The sequence below is a fragment of the Acutalibacter sp. 1XD8-36 genome (genome assembly GCF_009917525.1).
Taxonomy (GTDB): domain Bacteria; phylum Bacillota; class Clostridia; order Oscillospirales; family Acutalibacteraceae; genus Acutalibacter.
Window position 1 is genome coordinate 85,550 of the sequence record NZ_QZDU01000002.1, and the last position, 13,856, is coordinate 99,405.

The 13,856-nt window shown below is 52.5% G+C and carries 15 protein-coding genes; 6 read left to right on the forward strand and 9 right to left on the reverse strand.

The genetic code is table 11. The features are described from left to right. Positions 1-29: 29 nt before the first annotated feature. Both D5270_RS03905 and D5270_RS03910 read left to right on the forward strand, forming a co-directional pair. The gene (locus D5270_RS03905) at positions 30-3,347 is read left to right on the forward strand and encodes a PD-(D/E)XK nuclease family protein (protein ID WP_166542863.1); all 3,318 of its coding nucleotides are present in this window, start codon (positions 30-32) and stop codon (positions 3,345-3,347) included. Beyond that, positions 3,344-3,541 carry a hypothetical protein gene (locus D5270_RS03910; RefSeq protein ID WP_166542864.1) on the forward strand — a complete coding sequence of 66 codons (198 nt, stop codon included), beginning with the start codon at positions 3,344-3,346 and terminating at the stop codon, positions 3,539-3,541. Before D5270_RS03905 ends, D5270_RS03910 begins: the two co-directional genes overlap by 4 nt. 92 nt (positions 3,542-3,633) lie before the next feature. On the opposite strand, the gene D5270_RS03915 is transcribed toward D5270_RS03910, so the two are convergent. Together D5270_RS03915 and D5270_RS03920 are read right to left on the reverse strand one after the other, a co-directional pair. Beyond that, positions 3,634-5,364: a recombinase family protein gene (locus tag D5270_RS03915; protein WP_243150133.1), complete on the reverse strand. Its 1,731-nt coding sequence runs from the start codon at positions 5,362-5,364 to the stop codon at positions 3,634-3,636. Next, positions 5,351-5,554 (reverse strand): hypothetical protein, encoded by a 204-nt coding sequence (locus D5270_RS03920; protein WP_023345910.1) that lies wholly within the window; start codon positions 5,552-5,554, stop codon positions 5,351-5,353. Before D5270_RS03920 ends, D5270_RS03915 begins: the two co-directional genes overlap by 14 nt. 405 nt (positions 5,555-5,959) lie before the next feature. On the opposite strand from D5270_RS03920, the gene D5270_RS03925 reads away from it, so the two are divergent. The 4 genes from D5270_RS03925 (at position 5,960) to D5270_RS03940 (ending at position 9,170) form a co-directional block, all read left to right on the forward strand. Next, positions 5,960-6,814 carry a GNAT family N-acetyltransferase gene (locus D5270_RS03925; protein WP_166542865.1) on the forward strand — a complete coding sequence of 285 codons (855 nt, stop codon included), beginning with the start codon at positions 5,960-5,962 and terminating at the stop codon, positions 6,812-6,814. After that, positions 6,811-8,145 carry an MATE family efflux transporter gene (locus D5270_RS03930; RefSeq protein WP_166542866.1) on the forward strand — a complete coding sequence of 445 codons (1,335 nt, stop codon included), beginning with the start codon at positions 6,811-6,813 and terminating at the stop codon, positions 8,143-8,145. Before D5270_RS03925 ends, D5270_RS03930 begins: the two co-directional genes overlap by 4 nt. 391 nt (positions 8,146-8,536) lie before the next feature. Next, positions 8,537-8,995 (forward strand): RNA polymerase sigma factor, encoded by a 459-nt coding sequence (locus D5270_RS03935; protein WP_166542867.1) that lies wholly within the window; start codon positions 8,537-8,539, stop codon positions 8,993-8,995. Then, entirely contained in the window at positions 8,967-9,170 is a 204-nt protein-coding gene (locus D5270_RS03940; protein WP_166542868.1) for a helix-turn-helix domain-containing protein, read from the forward strand. Before D5270_RS03935 ends, D5270_RS03940 begins: the two co-directional genes overlap by 29 nt. 387 nt (positions 9,171-9,557) lie before the next feature. Here D5270_RS03940 and D5270_RS03945 read toward each other — a convergent pair whose 3' ends face one another. The 7 genes from D5270_RS03945 to D5270_RS03975 all read right to left on the reverse strand — a co-directional run bounded on the left by D5270_RS03945 (position 9,558) and on the right by D5270_RS03975 (position 13,808). Further along, the gene (locus tag D5270_RS03945; protein WP_166542869.1) at positions 9,558-10,031 is read right to left on the reverse strand and encodes a CD1247 N-terminal domain-containing protein; all 474 of its coding nucleotides are present in this window, start codon (positions 10,029-10,031) and stop codon (positions 9,558-9,560) included. A gap of 93 nt (positions 10,032-10,124) precedes the next feature. Further along, positions 10,125-10,682: an elongation factor P gene (gene efp / locus D5270_RS03950; RefSeq protein ID WP_161473474.1), complete on the reverse strand. Its 558-nt coding sequence runs from the start codon at positions 10,680-10,682 to the stop codon at positions 10,125-10,127. A gap of 81 nt (positions 10,683-10,763) precedes the next feature. Beyond that, positions 10,764-11,843 carry a M24 family metallopeptidase gene (locus tag D5270_RS03955; protein WP_166542870.1) on the reverse strand — a complete coding sequence of 360 codons (1,080 nt, stop codon included), beginning with the start codon at positions 11,841-11,843 and terminating at the stop codon, positions 10,764-10,766. Next, on the reverse strand, positions 11,840-12,346 hold the full coding sequence (locus tag D5270_RS03960) for a YqeG family HAD IIIA-type phosphatase (protein ID WP_166542871.1): 507 nt from the start codon (positions 12,344-12,346) through the stop codon (positions 11,840-11,842). The genes D5270_RS03955 and D5270_RS03960 overlap by 4 nt, the downstream gene beginning before the upstream one ends. Positions 12,347-12,501: 155 nt before the next feature. Continuing rightward, the gene (rpsU, locus tag D5270_RS03965) at positions 12,502-12,678 is read right to left on the reverse strand and encodes a 30S ribosomal protein S21 (RefSeq protein WP_016404966.1); all 177 of its coding nucleotides are present in this window, start codon (positions 12,676-12,678) and stop codon (positions 12,502-12,504) included. 197 nt (positions 12,679-12,875) lie between these two features. Further along, entirely contained in the window at positions 12,876-13,319 is a 444-nt protein-coding gene (locus D5270_RS03970) for a hypothetical protein (protein ID WP_166542872.1), read from the reverse strand. A gap of 39 nt (positions 13,320-13,358) precedes the next feature. Next, complete coding sequence (locus tag D5270_RS03975) at positions 13,359-13,808, reverse strand: LytTR family DNA-binding domain-containing protein (RefSeq protein ID WP_166542873.1); 450 nt, start codon at positions 13,806-13,808, stop codon at positions 13,359-13,361. Positions 13,809-13,856: the final 48 nt, after the last annotated feature.

Genomic DNA, 13,856 nt, shown 5'->3' on the forward strand with positions numbered 1-13,856 from the left:
CATAAACCGCGCATTTTAAGGAGGCCCACATGCTCCAGTTCATTCTCGGCCGCTCCGGCAGCGGCAAAACCGAATACCTCCGCCGCACCATCTCTAATCTCGCCAGCTCCTCCTCCGCGCCCTGCCTTATGCTCGTCCCTGAGCAGTACAGCTTCGAGACTGAAAAGGCCATGCTGCGGCTTGCAGGCCCCCAGCTCGCCAACTCCATCGGCATATACAGCTTCACCCGCCTTGCCGACTCCGTATTTCACCGGCTGGGGGGCCTTGCCGGCCACCGGCTCACCGACGGCGGCAGGCGTATCCTCATGTCCTCGGCCCTTACAGCCTGCGACGGCCTTTTGGATGTGTACAGGGAAGCCGCCCGCTCAGGCAGGGTCACGGAGTTAATGCTCACCGCCATAGACGAGCTCAAAATGTGCGGCGTTACCCCAGAGGACCTATCTGCCACCTCAGAAGCGCTCAAGTCTGGCAGCCGCGGGCTCTCCCAGAAGCTCCGGGAGCTGGGCGCTGTCTATGCCGCCTATGACGCCCTGGTTGCCGCCTCATACCTGGACTCCCGGGACGACCTCACCCGCCTGGCCCAGGCCCTTGAGGGCACGAATATCTTCTCCGGCTATACCATCGCTGTGGACTCCTTCGAGGGCTTCACCCAGCAGGAGCTGAAGGTGCTTGCAAGGCTGATGGCCCAGGCGGACACTATGCTTGTCTCCCTGTGCACCGACGGCCTCGCGGAAGACGATGCCGGGCTCTTCGCCCTTGTGGACCGCACCCGCCGCCAGCTTACCGCCATTGCCGGGGAGCAGGATGTGAAGGTCCTCCCTCCTGTAATGCTCACCCACTCCCCCCGCTTCCACAACGAAAACCTGAAGCTTCTGGAGGCCCAGCTTTTCTGCCCCGAGGAGGTCCTGACCTCCCCCGACCACGAGGGGATTGTCCTCTACCGCGCCCGGGACGTGTTTGACGAGAGTGAGTTTGTCGCCTCATACATACGCCGCCTTGTGGCCGAAGGCCTGCGCTACAAGGATATTACAATCATCTGCCGCTCCCCCCAGCAGTATTACGGCAGCCTGGACATAGCCCTGAAAAAGCGTGACATCCCATGCTTTATGTCCCAGCCCGTGCGTGTGGATGCCGAGCCGGTTACCCGGTTCCTCCTCTGCGCTTTCGAGGCCGTCCAGAGCGGCCTTGCCACCGAGGATCTTCTGGAGCTCCTGAAAACCGGCGTGTCCGGCTTCACTGCCGGAGAGATTTCCGACCTTGAGAACTACGCCTACCTCTGGAAGCTCAAGGGCTCCCACTGGCGCGCCCCCTTCACCCGGCACCCCCGGGGCTTCGTCCACGAAATGTCCGACAGCGACCGGGCCCTCCTTGACAGCCTAAATAATATGCGCGAACGCCTTGTGCCCCCCCTGGAGGCCTTCGCTCTCGCCACCGCCGACAGCTCCGGCGCGGAGATAAGCCAGGCGGCTTACGACCTGCTGCTCTCCTTCGGCCTGGAGGAATCCCTCCCCGAATACTGCCGCAGGCTGGAGCTTGCCGGGGAGGACGCCATAGCCGCCCGCCAGCTCCGGGTCTGGGACCTCCTGATGGAGACCCTGGACCAAATGCACAGCATTTTGGGGGAGCGCAGGACCTCCCGGGAGCGCTATTACCGGCTCCTGAAGGAGGTGCTTGCCGGGGAGGATGTGTCGGAAATACCGGAGACCGCCGACCAGGTGATATTCGGCACCGCCGAACAGGTGCGCCAGACCTCCCCAAAGGCCGTCTTTCTCATTGGCGTGGCTCAGGGCGACTTCCCCCTAAACCCCAGCTCCTCCGGGGTCTTCTCCGACGCGGAGCGCCGGGAGCTGATAGAGCTCCGGCTGCCTCTTGGGGACCCATTAGAGCAGAAGGCCATTGAGGAGCGCTATCTTGCCTACTCCGTGGCCTGTCTCCCCAGCGACCGGCTGATACTCTCCTGGCCTGTTTCCGCGGGAGGCCAGGACAAGGAGCCCAGCGAGCTCATTGCCGGGGTGCGGGGAGTCTTCCCAACCCTCGCCCCTGAGCGGGGCCTCCCCGAGGATTTCTTCTCCTGCTCAAGGGAGGCCGCCTTCTCCCGCATGGCTGCCCGCTGGCGGGAGAATAGCCCCGAGGCCGAGGCACTGAAAAAATTTATCCGCGGGGATTCGGAGCTCTCCAGCAGGCTGGAGGCCCTGGAGCGCGCGGCTGGCCGGCGTCCACAGCAGCTCACTGACCCGGAGCTCACCAGGAAAATTTACGGCGAGCGGGTCTTCCTCTCCCCCACCCAGATTGAGACCTACCATAGCTGCCCCTTCAAATACTTCTGCCGCTACGGGCTGAATGCCCGGGAGCGCCGCCCAGCCGAGGTGGACATTTTGCAGTACGGCACGCTCATGCACTACCTTCTGGAGCAGGTCTTCTCAGAGCCGCAGTCTCATCGCGCCAGGTGGACGGATGATGATTTGGAGGCCTTTGTCACCCGGCTGATAGAGGTCTACGCCGCCGAAAACCTTGGCGGCATTGACTCCCTCACCAGCCGCCAGCGCTACCGCCTGCGCCGCATGGGTTCCTCGGCCTGCAAGCTTATCCGGCACCTGGAGCTGGAGCTGGCCCAGAGCAAATTCGTTCCCGAGCACACGGAGCTGAAGCTTGGCAGGGACTTCCCCACCCTTAGGATAGAGACCGCCGCCGGCGATACTGTCACCGTCGGCGGCACTATCGACCGGGTGGACGTGCTGCATACCGGCGGCAGGAGCTTTGTGCGGGTCATAGACTATAAGACCGGGGGAAAGGATTTCAAGCTTGGGGACGTGCTCTACGGCCTGAACATGCAGATGCTGGTCTATCTCGCCGCCCTGGTACAGAGCGGCAGGCGCTTCCCCGCCGGGATACTCTATGTCCCCGCCGCCGAGCCCAGCGTAAGCGCCGAGCGCGGAGCCAGCCCCGAGGAGATAGCAAAGGCCGGCATGAAGGAGCTGCGCATGAGCGGCCTTGTGCTCAGCGACGGCGAAATAATCGAGGCTATGGAGGCCGGTGCAAGGGGCGTATTTATCCCTGCCGCCCTGAAAAAGGACGGCACTCCCGACAGCCATAGCTCGGTTTTAAGTGAGGGTGAGCTGCTGAGGGTGCTGGAATACTCAAAGCGCCTTATAGCCTCCATGGGCCTTGAGCTGCTCCGGGGCACGGCCCAGGCAAAGCCCAATATGAAAAACCGCAGCGCCTGCCGCTTCTGCCCATATTCCGCTGTCTGCGGCATGGAGCTTGGTGAGCGGGACGTTGAAAATGAGCGCCTAAGCCAGAAAGAGGCTATGGCTGAAATTGACAAAAGACTGGAGGAAATCAAATGAAAAAGAAAAGCGGGGCCCGCCGCAGGCCCGGGAACGGTTCAAAGCTTGCCCTGGCTGTGGTCACCTTCCTGAATCTAGCCCTGACCCTGGCGCTTGCAGTCATGCGCCGCCAGGAGACCCTCCGCGCCATACGGGAGGAGGACAGGCTGAAGGTACTTTTGGAACAGCCGGAAAGTTCAGGCAAGCCGGAGTAAATAAAAAAACAGGCCTATGTGAGCAAACCCACATAAGTTAGATACTCGTAAGACAGTATTAGATTTGTTTTTTGGAAACGGCGTAGCGTTGGCTATACCGTTTCCCCGTTTTGTAAGTCGTTCAACAGGGACGCGGGGAGTATTCCCACAAGGTCATAGGATATGTCAATCTGCTGTTCCCTATGTCCATTTGAAGTGTCCGGCATATGGACGTAAACTGCTTTCACCATGTCATTCAGTACGGTGGGTGTCAGTTCATCCATGTCGAGATACTCATGCACCTTACTGATGAACCGTTCAATGTTCTCTGCCTGTTCTTCCTGTCGGTTAATTTCCTCATTCAGTTGCAACAGCTTTTCCCGCAGTTCTTCCTGTTCCTGTTCGTAATCGTCAGAGAGCATTTGAAATCTGCTGTCAGAAAGTTTACCATTTGCGTTATCTTCATAAATACGCTTAAACAATCGGTCAAGTTCCGCAATCCGGCGTTCCGCTTGCGTCAGTTGCCGCCGCTTTGCCGCCAACTCCCGTTTTGCGTCTGCTTTCTGCTTTGCGCCCATAGCCTTACGGAATTGTTCTTCATGGTTGGCTACACAAGCAATCGTTAGCCGGAGATGTGCAAACACACCCTGTTCCAAAACTACGGCGCGGATATAATGTGTCGGGCAGACTTCTTTTCCTTTCAACCTTGAAGTTGAACACACAAAATGGTCTTGCCGCGCTTCAAAATTTTTGCTTGTGCAGTAGTACAGCTTTTCGCCGCAGTCAGCACAGCGGACAATGCCGGAAAACATATTTGTCTTTCCCGTTCTTGTCGGGCGGCGTTTGTTCTTCCGTAATTCCTGTACCCGCGCCCATGTGTCAGCATCTATGATTGCTTCATGGGTATTTTCAAACACAAGCTGCTTTTCTGCCGGATTGTAGCATTTCTTTTTAGTCTTGTAAGACTGAACAAAAGTTTTGAAGTTTACTGTATGCCCTTGATACTCTGGACGTTCCAAAATAAATGTTACCGTTTCGGCACTCCAACGACAGGGGTTATTTTGCGGGGCGTTTCTCGTTGCGCGTCCGTTTTGCATGAAATAGACTGTCGGAGTGACTATTTTTTCCTCTTTCAGAATACGGGCAATCTGTGTCGGTCCGTACCCCTCTAAGCATAAGCGGAAAATCCGGCGCACCACTTTGGCGGCTTCTTCATCTACAATCCAATGCTTTTTGTTGTCGGGGTCTTTCATGTAGCCATAGGGCGGGTTACTGCAAAGATGTTCCCCCGCTTCCCCCTTTGACTTCATCACAGCGCGGATTTTCTTACTTGTGTCCTTTGCGTACCATTCGTTTATGATGTTCAAAAACGGGGTAAAATCGCTGTCCTGCTGGTTCGCGCTGTCTATGCCGTTGTTAATAGCAATAAACCGCACGCCTTTCTCTGCAAAGAGGACTTCGGTGTAAAAGCCTACTTTCAGATAGTCACGCCCTAACCGCGACATATCCTTGACAATCAGTGTTGAAACTTCGCCGTTTTCAATCCGTTCCAGTAGTTCACCCCAACTCGGACGATTGAAGTTCGTACCAGAATACCCGTCGTCCACGAAAAACAATGTGTTTGAAAAGTGGTTTTCTTTTGCGTATTTACTTAAAATCGCCTTTTGGTTTACAATGCTGTTGCTATCGCCCTGTAATTCGTCATCGCGTGATAAGCGGCAATAGAGGGCGGTAATTTTGTCAGACTGCCTTAACATAATTTCTGCTCCTTTCATCGGCGGGCAGTCTTCCAATACAGGATTGCTTGAAGCTATTATAGCGGCTTTCCGTTTATTCTTCAACATCTTTTTCTGCTTTTTCCTGTCCCATAAGGCGCAGAACCTTGTGGGGCAGGCTCCTTTCCCCGTCATAGCTTCCCGTAAAGCGGTAGAGCGTCCTGCCGGATTTTATCGCCACTTCCTGTTTTGGCATTTCTTGGTATAGTGGATTTTTTACCACGATATGCCCGTCCTTGATTTGCCGTTTCCGTTCCATTCCTTTCCCGTCCTTTCTTTGTTTATTAAAGTGATAAGTTTCGGAGCAAGCATAGGAAACGGGTACCCATTTCCGTAAATCTGCCCGTCCGCGCCACGACTTGCCGGACAGATTTTGCTTGTTGGGAAGAATCCCAAACCCTCTTGAGAACCCTCTCACTACCTACAACACCGCACAGGGCAGTTTTGACGGAGTTTTGAGAGAAATTCTTCAAAAAAGTTTTCCTTATGCCTTACTACGGGGAAGTTTGGGAAATGCCAATGTATCAGAAGAAAATTTCTAAAAATCTTTCTTATCGGGGTAGACTGTTGTATACTGGTAAATACTTGTCCTTAAAACCGCAAGATATATGAAAAGCGGAATGAAATATCCTGCTATAATGCAGAGAGAAAGGAGGAAGCTGCAATGCCGGGGAATATCAAAAATGTAATGACGGCAATCGACTATATCGAAAGCCACCTGCACGAAAAACTGGACTTGGAAACAGTTGCGGGGGCTGTACATTATTCAAAATATCATATGCACCGAATGTTTACAGATACGGTAGGGTTGACAATTCACGATTATGTACAACGCCGCCAATTGACCGAAGCCGCAAAACTGCTTGTTCTTTCCGACAGACCAATCCTTGAAATTGCGCTTTCTGCCGGATATGAGAGCCAGCAGTCTTTTACGGATATTTTCAAAGCCATGTATAAAAAATCCCCTAACAGGTACAGGGAGGAAGAAGAATTTTATCCATTGCAGCTAAGATATGTCTTGAATGAAAATCCTACAAATTTAGAAGAAAAAGAATGGCAGGATAAAATCGTCTTTGCAACACAGGAGGACATACCCAAATGGATAGAACTGGTTCACCTTGTCATTGACGGGTTCCCGCATCTGGACGAGAATCAGTACCTTGAACAGTTGCAGGAGTATATCAAAAATAAGCGCGCATTGATTTTGAAAGACGCTGATACGGCAATCGGGATTATGGCGTTTAACGAGGTGACAGGGAGCATTGATTTCTTTGGGGTACACCCACAGTATCGGAAAAGAGGAATAGCGAAAGCATTTTGCGAAAAGACATTGTATGAACTTACACGTTCCGCACAGATTAGCGTGACGACTTTTCGGGAGGGCGACAAGGCAGACACAGGCTATCGGGAGATATGGGGAAGCCTTGGCTTTGCCGAAGCGGAATTGTTAATTGAGTTTGGCTATCCAACACAGCGTTTTATACTTCACAGAGAAAAATCGGAGGGCGGGGGACAATGAGTGACCAAAATCCACTATCACAAAACTTTACAATAAAATCATTGCTGAAATTTGCATTTCCGACAATTTTAATGATGATATTCATGGGGCTGTATACAGTCGTTGACACAATTTTTGTGGCACGATTTGTAGATACAAATGCACTTTCGGCATTGAATATTGTCTGCCCTGTTATCAATCTGATTGTCGGTCTTGGAACTATGCTTGCAACAGGAGGAAGCGCGATAGTAGCACGCAAAATGGGAGCAGGAGAACAAAGTAGGGCGGCACAGGATTTTACGCTGATTATTTCAGCGGGCATTTTGTTAGGTGGATTGATTGCAGTGTTGGGAACGGTTTTTATTGACAGGATTGTATGGGGACTTGGAGCAAGCAGTATTCTATTTCCATACTGTAAAGAATACCTTTTTATCCTGCTGTTATTCACGCCCGCAAGTATCCTGCAAGTGCTTTTTCAAAATCTAATCGTAACGGCGGGACGCCCCGGAATGGGTATGGTGCTTGGCGTAAGCGCAGGAATCGTAAATATTTTACTGGACTATATTTTTATGGTGCCGTTTCACATGGGCATTAAGGGGGCGGCATTTGGTACGGGCATTGGCTATATGATACCGGCGGTGATTGGATTATGGTTCTTTTCCGCAAAGAGAGGCAGTCTGCATTTTAGGAAGCCAGTCATAGATTTTTCCGTATTGGCTGAAAGCTGTACCAATGGTTTTTCGGAAATGGTAAGTCAGGCGGCAACAGCGGTTACAACATTCCTTTTTAACCGCATTATGATGAAACTGCTTGGAGAAAACGGAGTTGCGGCAATCACAATCATCATCTATACACAGTTTTTATTGAGTGCCCTTTACATAGGTTTTTCTATGGGAGTATCCCCTATTATCAGCTATAACTATGGGAAGCAGGACGAAAAACAACTAAAAAATGTATTTTCTATTTGTATGCAATTTATTGTCTTTGTTTCGGTCACTATTTTTGCAGTAGCAATTATTTTTGGTTCGCCATTGGTTCGTGTTTTTGCAGAAAAGGGAACTCCTGTTTACGAAATTGCGCGAAACGGATTTTTGATTTTCCCATTCAGTTTTCTATTTTGTGGACTGAATATTTTTACCTCTGCCACATTTACTGCATTATCAAACGGGAAGCTGTCAGCAATTTTGTCATTCCTGCGGACTTTTGGACTGATTACAGTGCTTTTGCTTACATTGCCTAATCTTTTGGGCGTAACAGGGGTATGGCTTGCAGTACCGATAGCGGAGCTAATCACTATGGTTGTAGCATTGGTTTTTCTTCATCAGAACAGAGAGAAGTATCACTACGCATAAAAGAAGATGTTCATGCCGTCTGGCGGTTAATAAAAAAACCGTTGTGTGGCGGCAAAATCATCATGCGCCAAAACAGAATATAAGCGGCTGAACGGCGGTTTTGAAATAACAATCAAAGCCGCCGTTCTTATGTGGCAGGAAAGTTTTCATAGATATGGCGGTATTGTGAGGTACTGCTATGTCTGTTTTTTATTTCATGGGTGGTTTTGGCTATGGTGAACTATCAAAAAAATCCTGTCTTGTGGAACGGGATATTCTGCCTATGAATATGAACACACATATCATTTAGTATGTCTTAATAACTCGTATTACCCAAAAATCTATGCGGATATATTCTGCATGGATTTTTGTTGTAATAGCCCCCTACTGGGAAGAAAGGGGGTGAGAGAAAATGAGATATTCTGAACAGTTCATGGAGCATATCGAATATGCGTTCAATGCGTTCTGCAAGGTTGTCCTGCGCCATGAAGCCATTAACGCATGGCGGGATTTGAAGCGGAAAGCGGAACGGGAAATATCCCTCGACTATCTGATGTCAGAACGATATTTTGAACCGTCTGCTATGGACAGTTACTTTGAAAAACGGGACAAGCCGACTGTATTTCTTGTACTGGGAAAGGAAGTTGTCGTTGATGATGAACGGTTAGCAATGGCATTATCAAGATTGCCGCAATTAAGGCGAGAAGTCTTACTGCTTTATTACTTCATCGGCTATCGTGATGAAGCAATCGGCAGACTGTACAGGCGTTGCAGAAGTACGATAAATAGTCGAAGAAATGTTGCACTGAAACAGTTGCGGAAAGAATGGGAGAGATTGGAACATGAGGAGCAAAAAACTGATACCGTTTGAGGTAATCCAAAAAGCCGTTGCCGGAGAGCCGGAAGCGGTAGACGCAGTATTGCGGTATTACACCGCACACATCAAATATCTGTCTATGTATAAGGGGCATATCAATGACGATACACAGGACAGGCTAAAGGCTAAACTGGTTGAAGCCATATTGAAATTCCGCTTCGACCGATAAGGAGTAGCAAAGACGGGAAAAGCTGTCAAGGGTAAACTTCGCGCTATGCGCCCTTGACAGCTTTTCCCGCCTTTGCTTGTGGGTAGTCAAGAGGACGAAATCAGTAAACTGCTTTCGCCCTCAATTTATTATGGGGATTGTTACGCAATAGGGGGTATTTTGTTATTGATTTATGCGGCTTTGTGAGCATTGATATGACGGGGCAAGGGTTTTATATGTCTGCCTTCAAAAACGGCGTTCTATTGCGTAACAAAATGAAAAAGACAGGCAAGAAACGGTTTGTTTCTTACTTGTCTTTTTCTGCACCCTGTATGGCAGTTACCCTATTTCAGTTTGTTACTTGATACTGTTTTATGAGTAGCTATCATAGGCCTGTAATTTTTTTGCTTACTCCTCGCTGTTTCCGTCCTCGCCGTCGCCGCTGTCCAGCTCCTCGAAGCTGATATCCTCGTCGTCATCGTCGAAGTCGAATTCCAGCGTCTCCCCGCAGTGGGGGCAGACCATGGTATCTTCGTCCAGCATATCCTCCGAAAGCTCGATGGTCTCGCCGCAGTTGGGGCAGATGGCCTCGAACTCATGGTGGTGCCCGCAGCCACAGCCGCCGTGATGATGGTGGCCGCAGCCGCAGCTGTCCTCGCCTATGCCGTAGAACTCGGACTCCAGGGTGCCCAGGTCCTCGTCGACCTCGTCCAGCTGGTCGGCAATGCCGTCAACCTCGTCCTCCAGCTCATCCACAGAGGTGCAGAGCTCGTCCAGCAGCTCCGCCACCGCGTTCCAAAGCTTGGTCTCCTTGGCGTTAGGGTCCAGCTCCAGGCCGTCCATCAGCCCACGGATGTATGATGCGCGTTCTGAATTACTCATGATTTTCTTCCTTTCTTGGGGCGCTGCCCCAAACCCCGCAACCTTTGAAAAGGTTGACGAAACTTTTGATTTTCCGGCTTTCCCGATTGGGTTTTATGCGCGCTCCATGTATTCGCCGGTGCGCGTGTCTATCCTAATCATTTCGCCCTCGTTGATGAAAAGGGGCACACGGACCTCTGCCCCGGTCTCCACTGTGGCGGGCTTCAGGGTGTTTGTGGCGGTGTCGCCCTTCACGCCGGGCTCGGTCTTGGTGACCTCCAGCTCCACGAAGTTGGGGGGCTCCACGCCGAACACGCTGCCCTTATAGGACAGCACCTTGCACTCCATGTTCTCCTTCACAAACTTGAAATTGTCTGTGAGCACGGAGCCGTTTATCGGTATCTGCTCATAGCTCTCTGTGTCCATGAAGTAATAAAGGTCGCCGTCGCTGTAGAGGTACTGCATGTCCTTCCTCTCAATGAAGGCGGTGGGGTACTTGTCGTTGGGGTTGAAGGTGCGCTCAGTCACCGCCCCGGATATTACATTGCGTATCTTAGTGCGCACAAAGGCCGCGCCCTTGCCGGGCTTCACATGCTGGAACTCAATGATGGAGTACACGTTCCCCTCCATCTCAAAGGTCACGCCGTTTCTGAAATCTCCTGCCGTTACCATAGTTAAAACCTCCCGGAATATTCTTGACAACTTGCTATGCTTTTATTCTAATATATTTTGCGCTCAAATGCAATAGTTTTCTTACAGTTCAATGAGCTCCTTCGGCGACTTTGTAAGGCTCCTGCACCCATCTTCTGTAATGAGCAGCATGTCCTCTATCCTGACGCCGTACTTCGCCGGCAGGTATATGCCGGGCTCGTCGGTTACCACCATTCCCTCGGCGCAGACGGTATCGTCCTTTGAGGAGAACGCCGGCCACTCGTGTATCTCAAAGCCGACACCATGGCCCAGGCCGTGTCCGAAGGTGCCAGGGTAGTCCTTCTCAATAATATCCCTTGCTATCTTGTCCACGTCCTTGCAGAGCATTCCCGGCTTCACAGCGTCTATAACCGCCAGCTGGGCCTCCAGGACAGTCTCATATACCTTCCTCTGCTCGTCGCTCACCTTGCCAAGGGCAACGGTGCGGGTCATGTCAGAGTGGTAGCCGTCCAGGAGCGCGCCGGTGTCCATGGTGATAAAGTCGCCCTTCTGCACCGTGTTCTGCCCCGGCACCGCGTGGCACTGGGAGCCGCTCTTTCCAGCGGCGACAATAAGGTCGAAGGCCACGCCGTCGGCGCCGTTCTTGCGCATGAAGAACTCTATCTCCAGGGCCAGCTCCCGCTCTGTGACGCCCTCCTTAATAAAGGGCAGGATATGCTGGAAGGCGGCGTCAGTGATGGCCTGGGCTGCCTCTATCTTCTTCACTTCCTCAGGGGATTTTATCATCCTCTGGTCCTTGATGGCATTGTCCAGGGTCTCGTCCAGCACAACCTCAATGCCCTTCTCGTTAAAGGCCTTCTCGAACTTCCTTGAGTCGGCTACGGAGAGCTTGTTTATCTCCATATAGACCTGCTTCACGCCGTCCTGCTCCATGAGCTCGCAGAGCTTCTCCACAAAATTCTTGAAGCCCACCACAGTGCAGTTTTTGGCGCTGTAGCCTGCCGCCTCCTCATAGCGGAAGTCCTGCAGGAGGTACGCGCCCTCCGCGGTAATCAGCAGCGCCCCGGCGTCCGAGGGGAACTCCGTGAAGTACCGGCGGTTGCGCTCGGAATATACCATAACGCCCTTCTGCCTGTCCCCGGCGATGAGCCTGTCGCGTATGCGCTCAACGGGATTTTTCATTTTATAACATCCTCTCTCTTTTTAAATTTAACTCTCGACCCCCGCTCAAAATGCCTGCGCACCCTGAACGTCCAGCCCTCCTCGGGCTCGATGGGCTCCAGCAGCACGGATTTCATCCCGCACATATTTGCCCCTATTACATCGGTAAAAATCTGGTCCCCGATTATAACGCAGTCCCGGCACCTGAGCCCCAGCATTTTAGCCGCCCGCACATATCCGAAAGGCAGCGGCTTCATAGCAAAGCTGATGTACGGCAGCCCAAACCTTGCGGCAAATGCCGACACCCTCTTTTTATAGTTATTGGACACTATCACCACTTTGTACCCGGCCCGGGACAGCTCCCTGGTCCACTCCAGCGCGCCCTCGGCGGGCTCGTGGGAGGTGTAGGTGGCGATGGTGTTGTCCACGTCCAGCAGCACAGCCTTCGCTCCCAGGCGCCTGAGAAGCTCCGGCCCCACGTCCCTGGCCCTCTGCTTCACGGCTGTCGGTGTGAATACTCCCATGATTTGTCGCGCCCTCCTGTCCCCAAGAAAAAGGCGGGCGCCAACACCATGCGGAGCGCCCGCCTTTCATCAGGTCTGCAGCTTAACAGCAGACGGAGCATACAGCCCGCACGCCCTGCAGCGCGCGACCGGCACTCCGCTTCCCGGCCCCTCGCTTACTTGTACTTGCGCTTGCGGGCCGCTTCGGACTTCTTCTTACGCTTGACGGAGGGCTTTTCATAAGCCTCCCGCTTGCGAACTTCCTGGATAACGCCAGCGCGGGCGCACTGCTTCTTAAAGCGCCGCAGAGCACTGTCCAGGGACTCATTTTCCTTGAGCCGTATCTCAGCCATTCATATCCCTCCCATCCGCCTAAAAGGCAGGGGTGTGCGATGCGATACTTGAAAAGTATACTACAACGTAAACATTATAGCTCCAACCCCCGGGCTTGTCAACCCCCCATGAGAAGACTTTTTAGATTGTTACGTTTTGTTCACGGTTTCTTCATGATTCGGGTAAATACGCCAGAGAAAACTCCCGGCCCCGCCAGTCACTTTCCGTCCCTCATGCTCTTCTTCCTCCCCAAGGCCTCGTCGTACTTCTTGCCCAGCACCCTGAAATATATCTCGAACCCCAAGCAGAGCACCACGAAGGCTATGAAGAATATCACCACAAAGGACACCCACGCCCCCAGGTCGCCCATTGGGAACCACTTGAATGCCCAGGCAAAGCCGGAGCAGACTCCGTATATGAGCCCCATGAATATCACAAGGCGCAGCCAGTAGCTGGGCTTTTTCAGCACCTGACCGGAAAAGAAAACATACTGCAAAAGGGTGATTATGCCGCACATGGCAAGCATCTGGACGACGAGGGAATAGCGGATATACTCCCCGCCGCAGAGCCCGTCGATGAACATATAGATACATATGGCTCCCGTAAAGCTCAGGCACCCCCAGGTCTTGAGCTCGCCTATAAATTTCAGAAATTTTTTCATATTATATCAGCCTCCATTTTCAAATCGGACCTTTTAAATTCAAAGCCCCAACCGCTCCCTCAGCCCCGGAGCGTACTGTCTTGACACATAAACTGCCTCGCCGTTATCCATGGTGAGCCTTATTCTCCCGCCCAGGTCCGGGCGCAGGGACCTTATGGCGTTGAAGTTCACCAGCGCCGATTTTGAGGCCCTGAAGAAGTCCCTTGCACGCAGGCGCTCCTCCAGCTCCCAGAGCCGCAGCTCAGTCTCATATACGCCCCCGGCGGTGTAAAGGAACGTGCGCTTGTCGGCAGTGTCGGCATAGAGCACCTTCACAGGGTCCAGCAGGTATGTCTGCCCCTCCAGCTGCCCGGTGAGCCTGCCGGTCCCTTCAGCCTCCAGCTCACTGAGCTTAGCAAGCACCCTCGCCGCATCCCCGCCGGCCCTGCCGCACCGCACCACCACCTCTGTCTCCATAAGCCCCGGTACTTCTTCCACCCGAATTTTCATTGTCCGCCCCCTTCTCATTTTCTGCAGCTGCAAGCATAGTATAGCCCC

What these genes read in the sequence shown, in the direction of transcription:
- D5270_RS03905 (WP_166542863.1), top strand. Translation starts at nt 30, where the DNA reads ATGCTCCAGTTCATTCTCGGCCGCTCCGGCAGCGGCAAAACCGAATAC.
- D5270_RS03910 (WP_166542864.1), top strand. Translation starts at nt 3,344, where the DNA reads ATGAAAAAGAAAAGCGGGGCCCGCCGCAGGCCCGGGAACGGTTCAAAG.
- D5270_RS03915 (WP_243150133.1), bottom strand. Translation starts at nt 5,364, where the DNA reads ATGTTGAAGAATAAACGGAAAGCCGCTATAATAGCTTCAAGCAATCCT.
- D5270_RS03920 (WP_023345910.1), bottom strand. Translation starts at nt 5,554, where the DNA reads ATGGAACGGAAACGGCAAATCAAGGACGGGCATATCGTGGTAAAAAAT.
- D5270_RS03925 (WP_166542865.1), top strand. Translation starts at nt 5,960, where the DNA reads ATGCCGGGGAATATCAAAAATGTAATGACGGCAATCGACTATATCGAA.
- D5270_RS03930 (WP_166542866.1), top strand. Translation starts at nt 6,811, where the DNA reads ATGAGTGACCAAAATCCACTATCACAAAACTTTACAATAAAATCATTG.
- D5270_RS03935 (WP_166542867.1), top strand. Translation starts at nt 8,537, where the DNA reads ATGAGATATTCTGAACAGTTCATGGAGCATATCGAATATGCGTTCAAT.
- D5270_RS03940 (WP_166542868.1), top strand. Translation starts at nt 8,967, where the DNA reads ATGAGGAGCAAAAAACTGATACCGTTTGAGGTAATCCAAAAAGCCGTT.
- D5270_RS03945 (WP_166542869.1), bottom strand. Translation starts at nt 10,031, where the DNA reads ATGAGTAATTCAGAACGCGCATCATACATCCGTGGGCTGATGGACGGC.
- efp (WP_161473474.1), bottom strand. Translation starts at nt 10,682, where the DNA reads ATGGTAACGGCAGGAGATTTCAGAAACGGCGTGACCTTTGAGATGGAG.
- D5270_RS03955 (WP_166542870.1), bottom strand. Translation starts at nt 11,843, where the DNA reads ATGAAAAATCCCGTTGAGCGCATACGCGACAGGCTCATCGCCGGGGAC.
- D5270_RS03960 (WP_166542871.1), bottom strand. Translation starts at nt 12,346, where the DNA reads ATGGGAGTATTCACACCGACAGCCGTGAAGCAGAGGGCCAGGGACGTG.
- rpsU (WP_016404966.1), bottom strand. Translation starts at nt 12,678, where the DNA reads ATGGCTGAGATACGGCTCAAGGAAAATGAGTCCCTGGACAGTGCTCTG.
- D5270_RS03970 (WP_166542872.1), bottom strand. Translation starts at nt 13,319, where the DNA reads ATGAAAAAATTTCTGAAATTTATAGGCGAGCTCAAGACCTGGGGGTGC.
- D5270_RS03975 (WP_166542873.1), bottom strand. Translation starts at nt 13,808, where the DNA reads ATGAAAATTCGGGTGGAAGAAGTACCGGGGCTTATGGAGACAGAGGTG.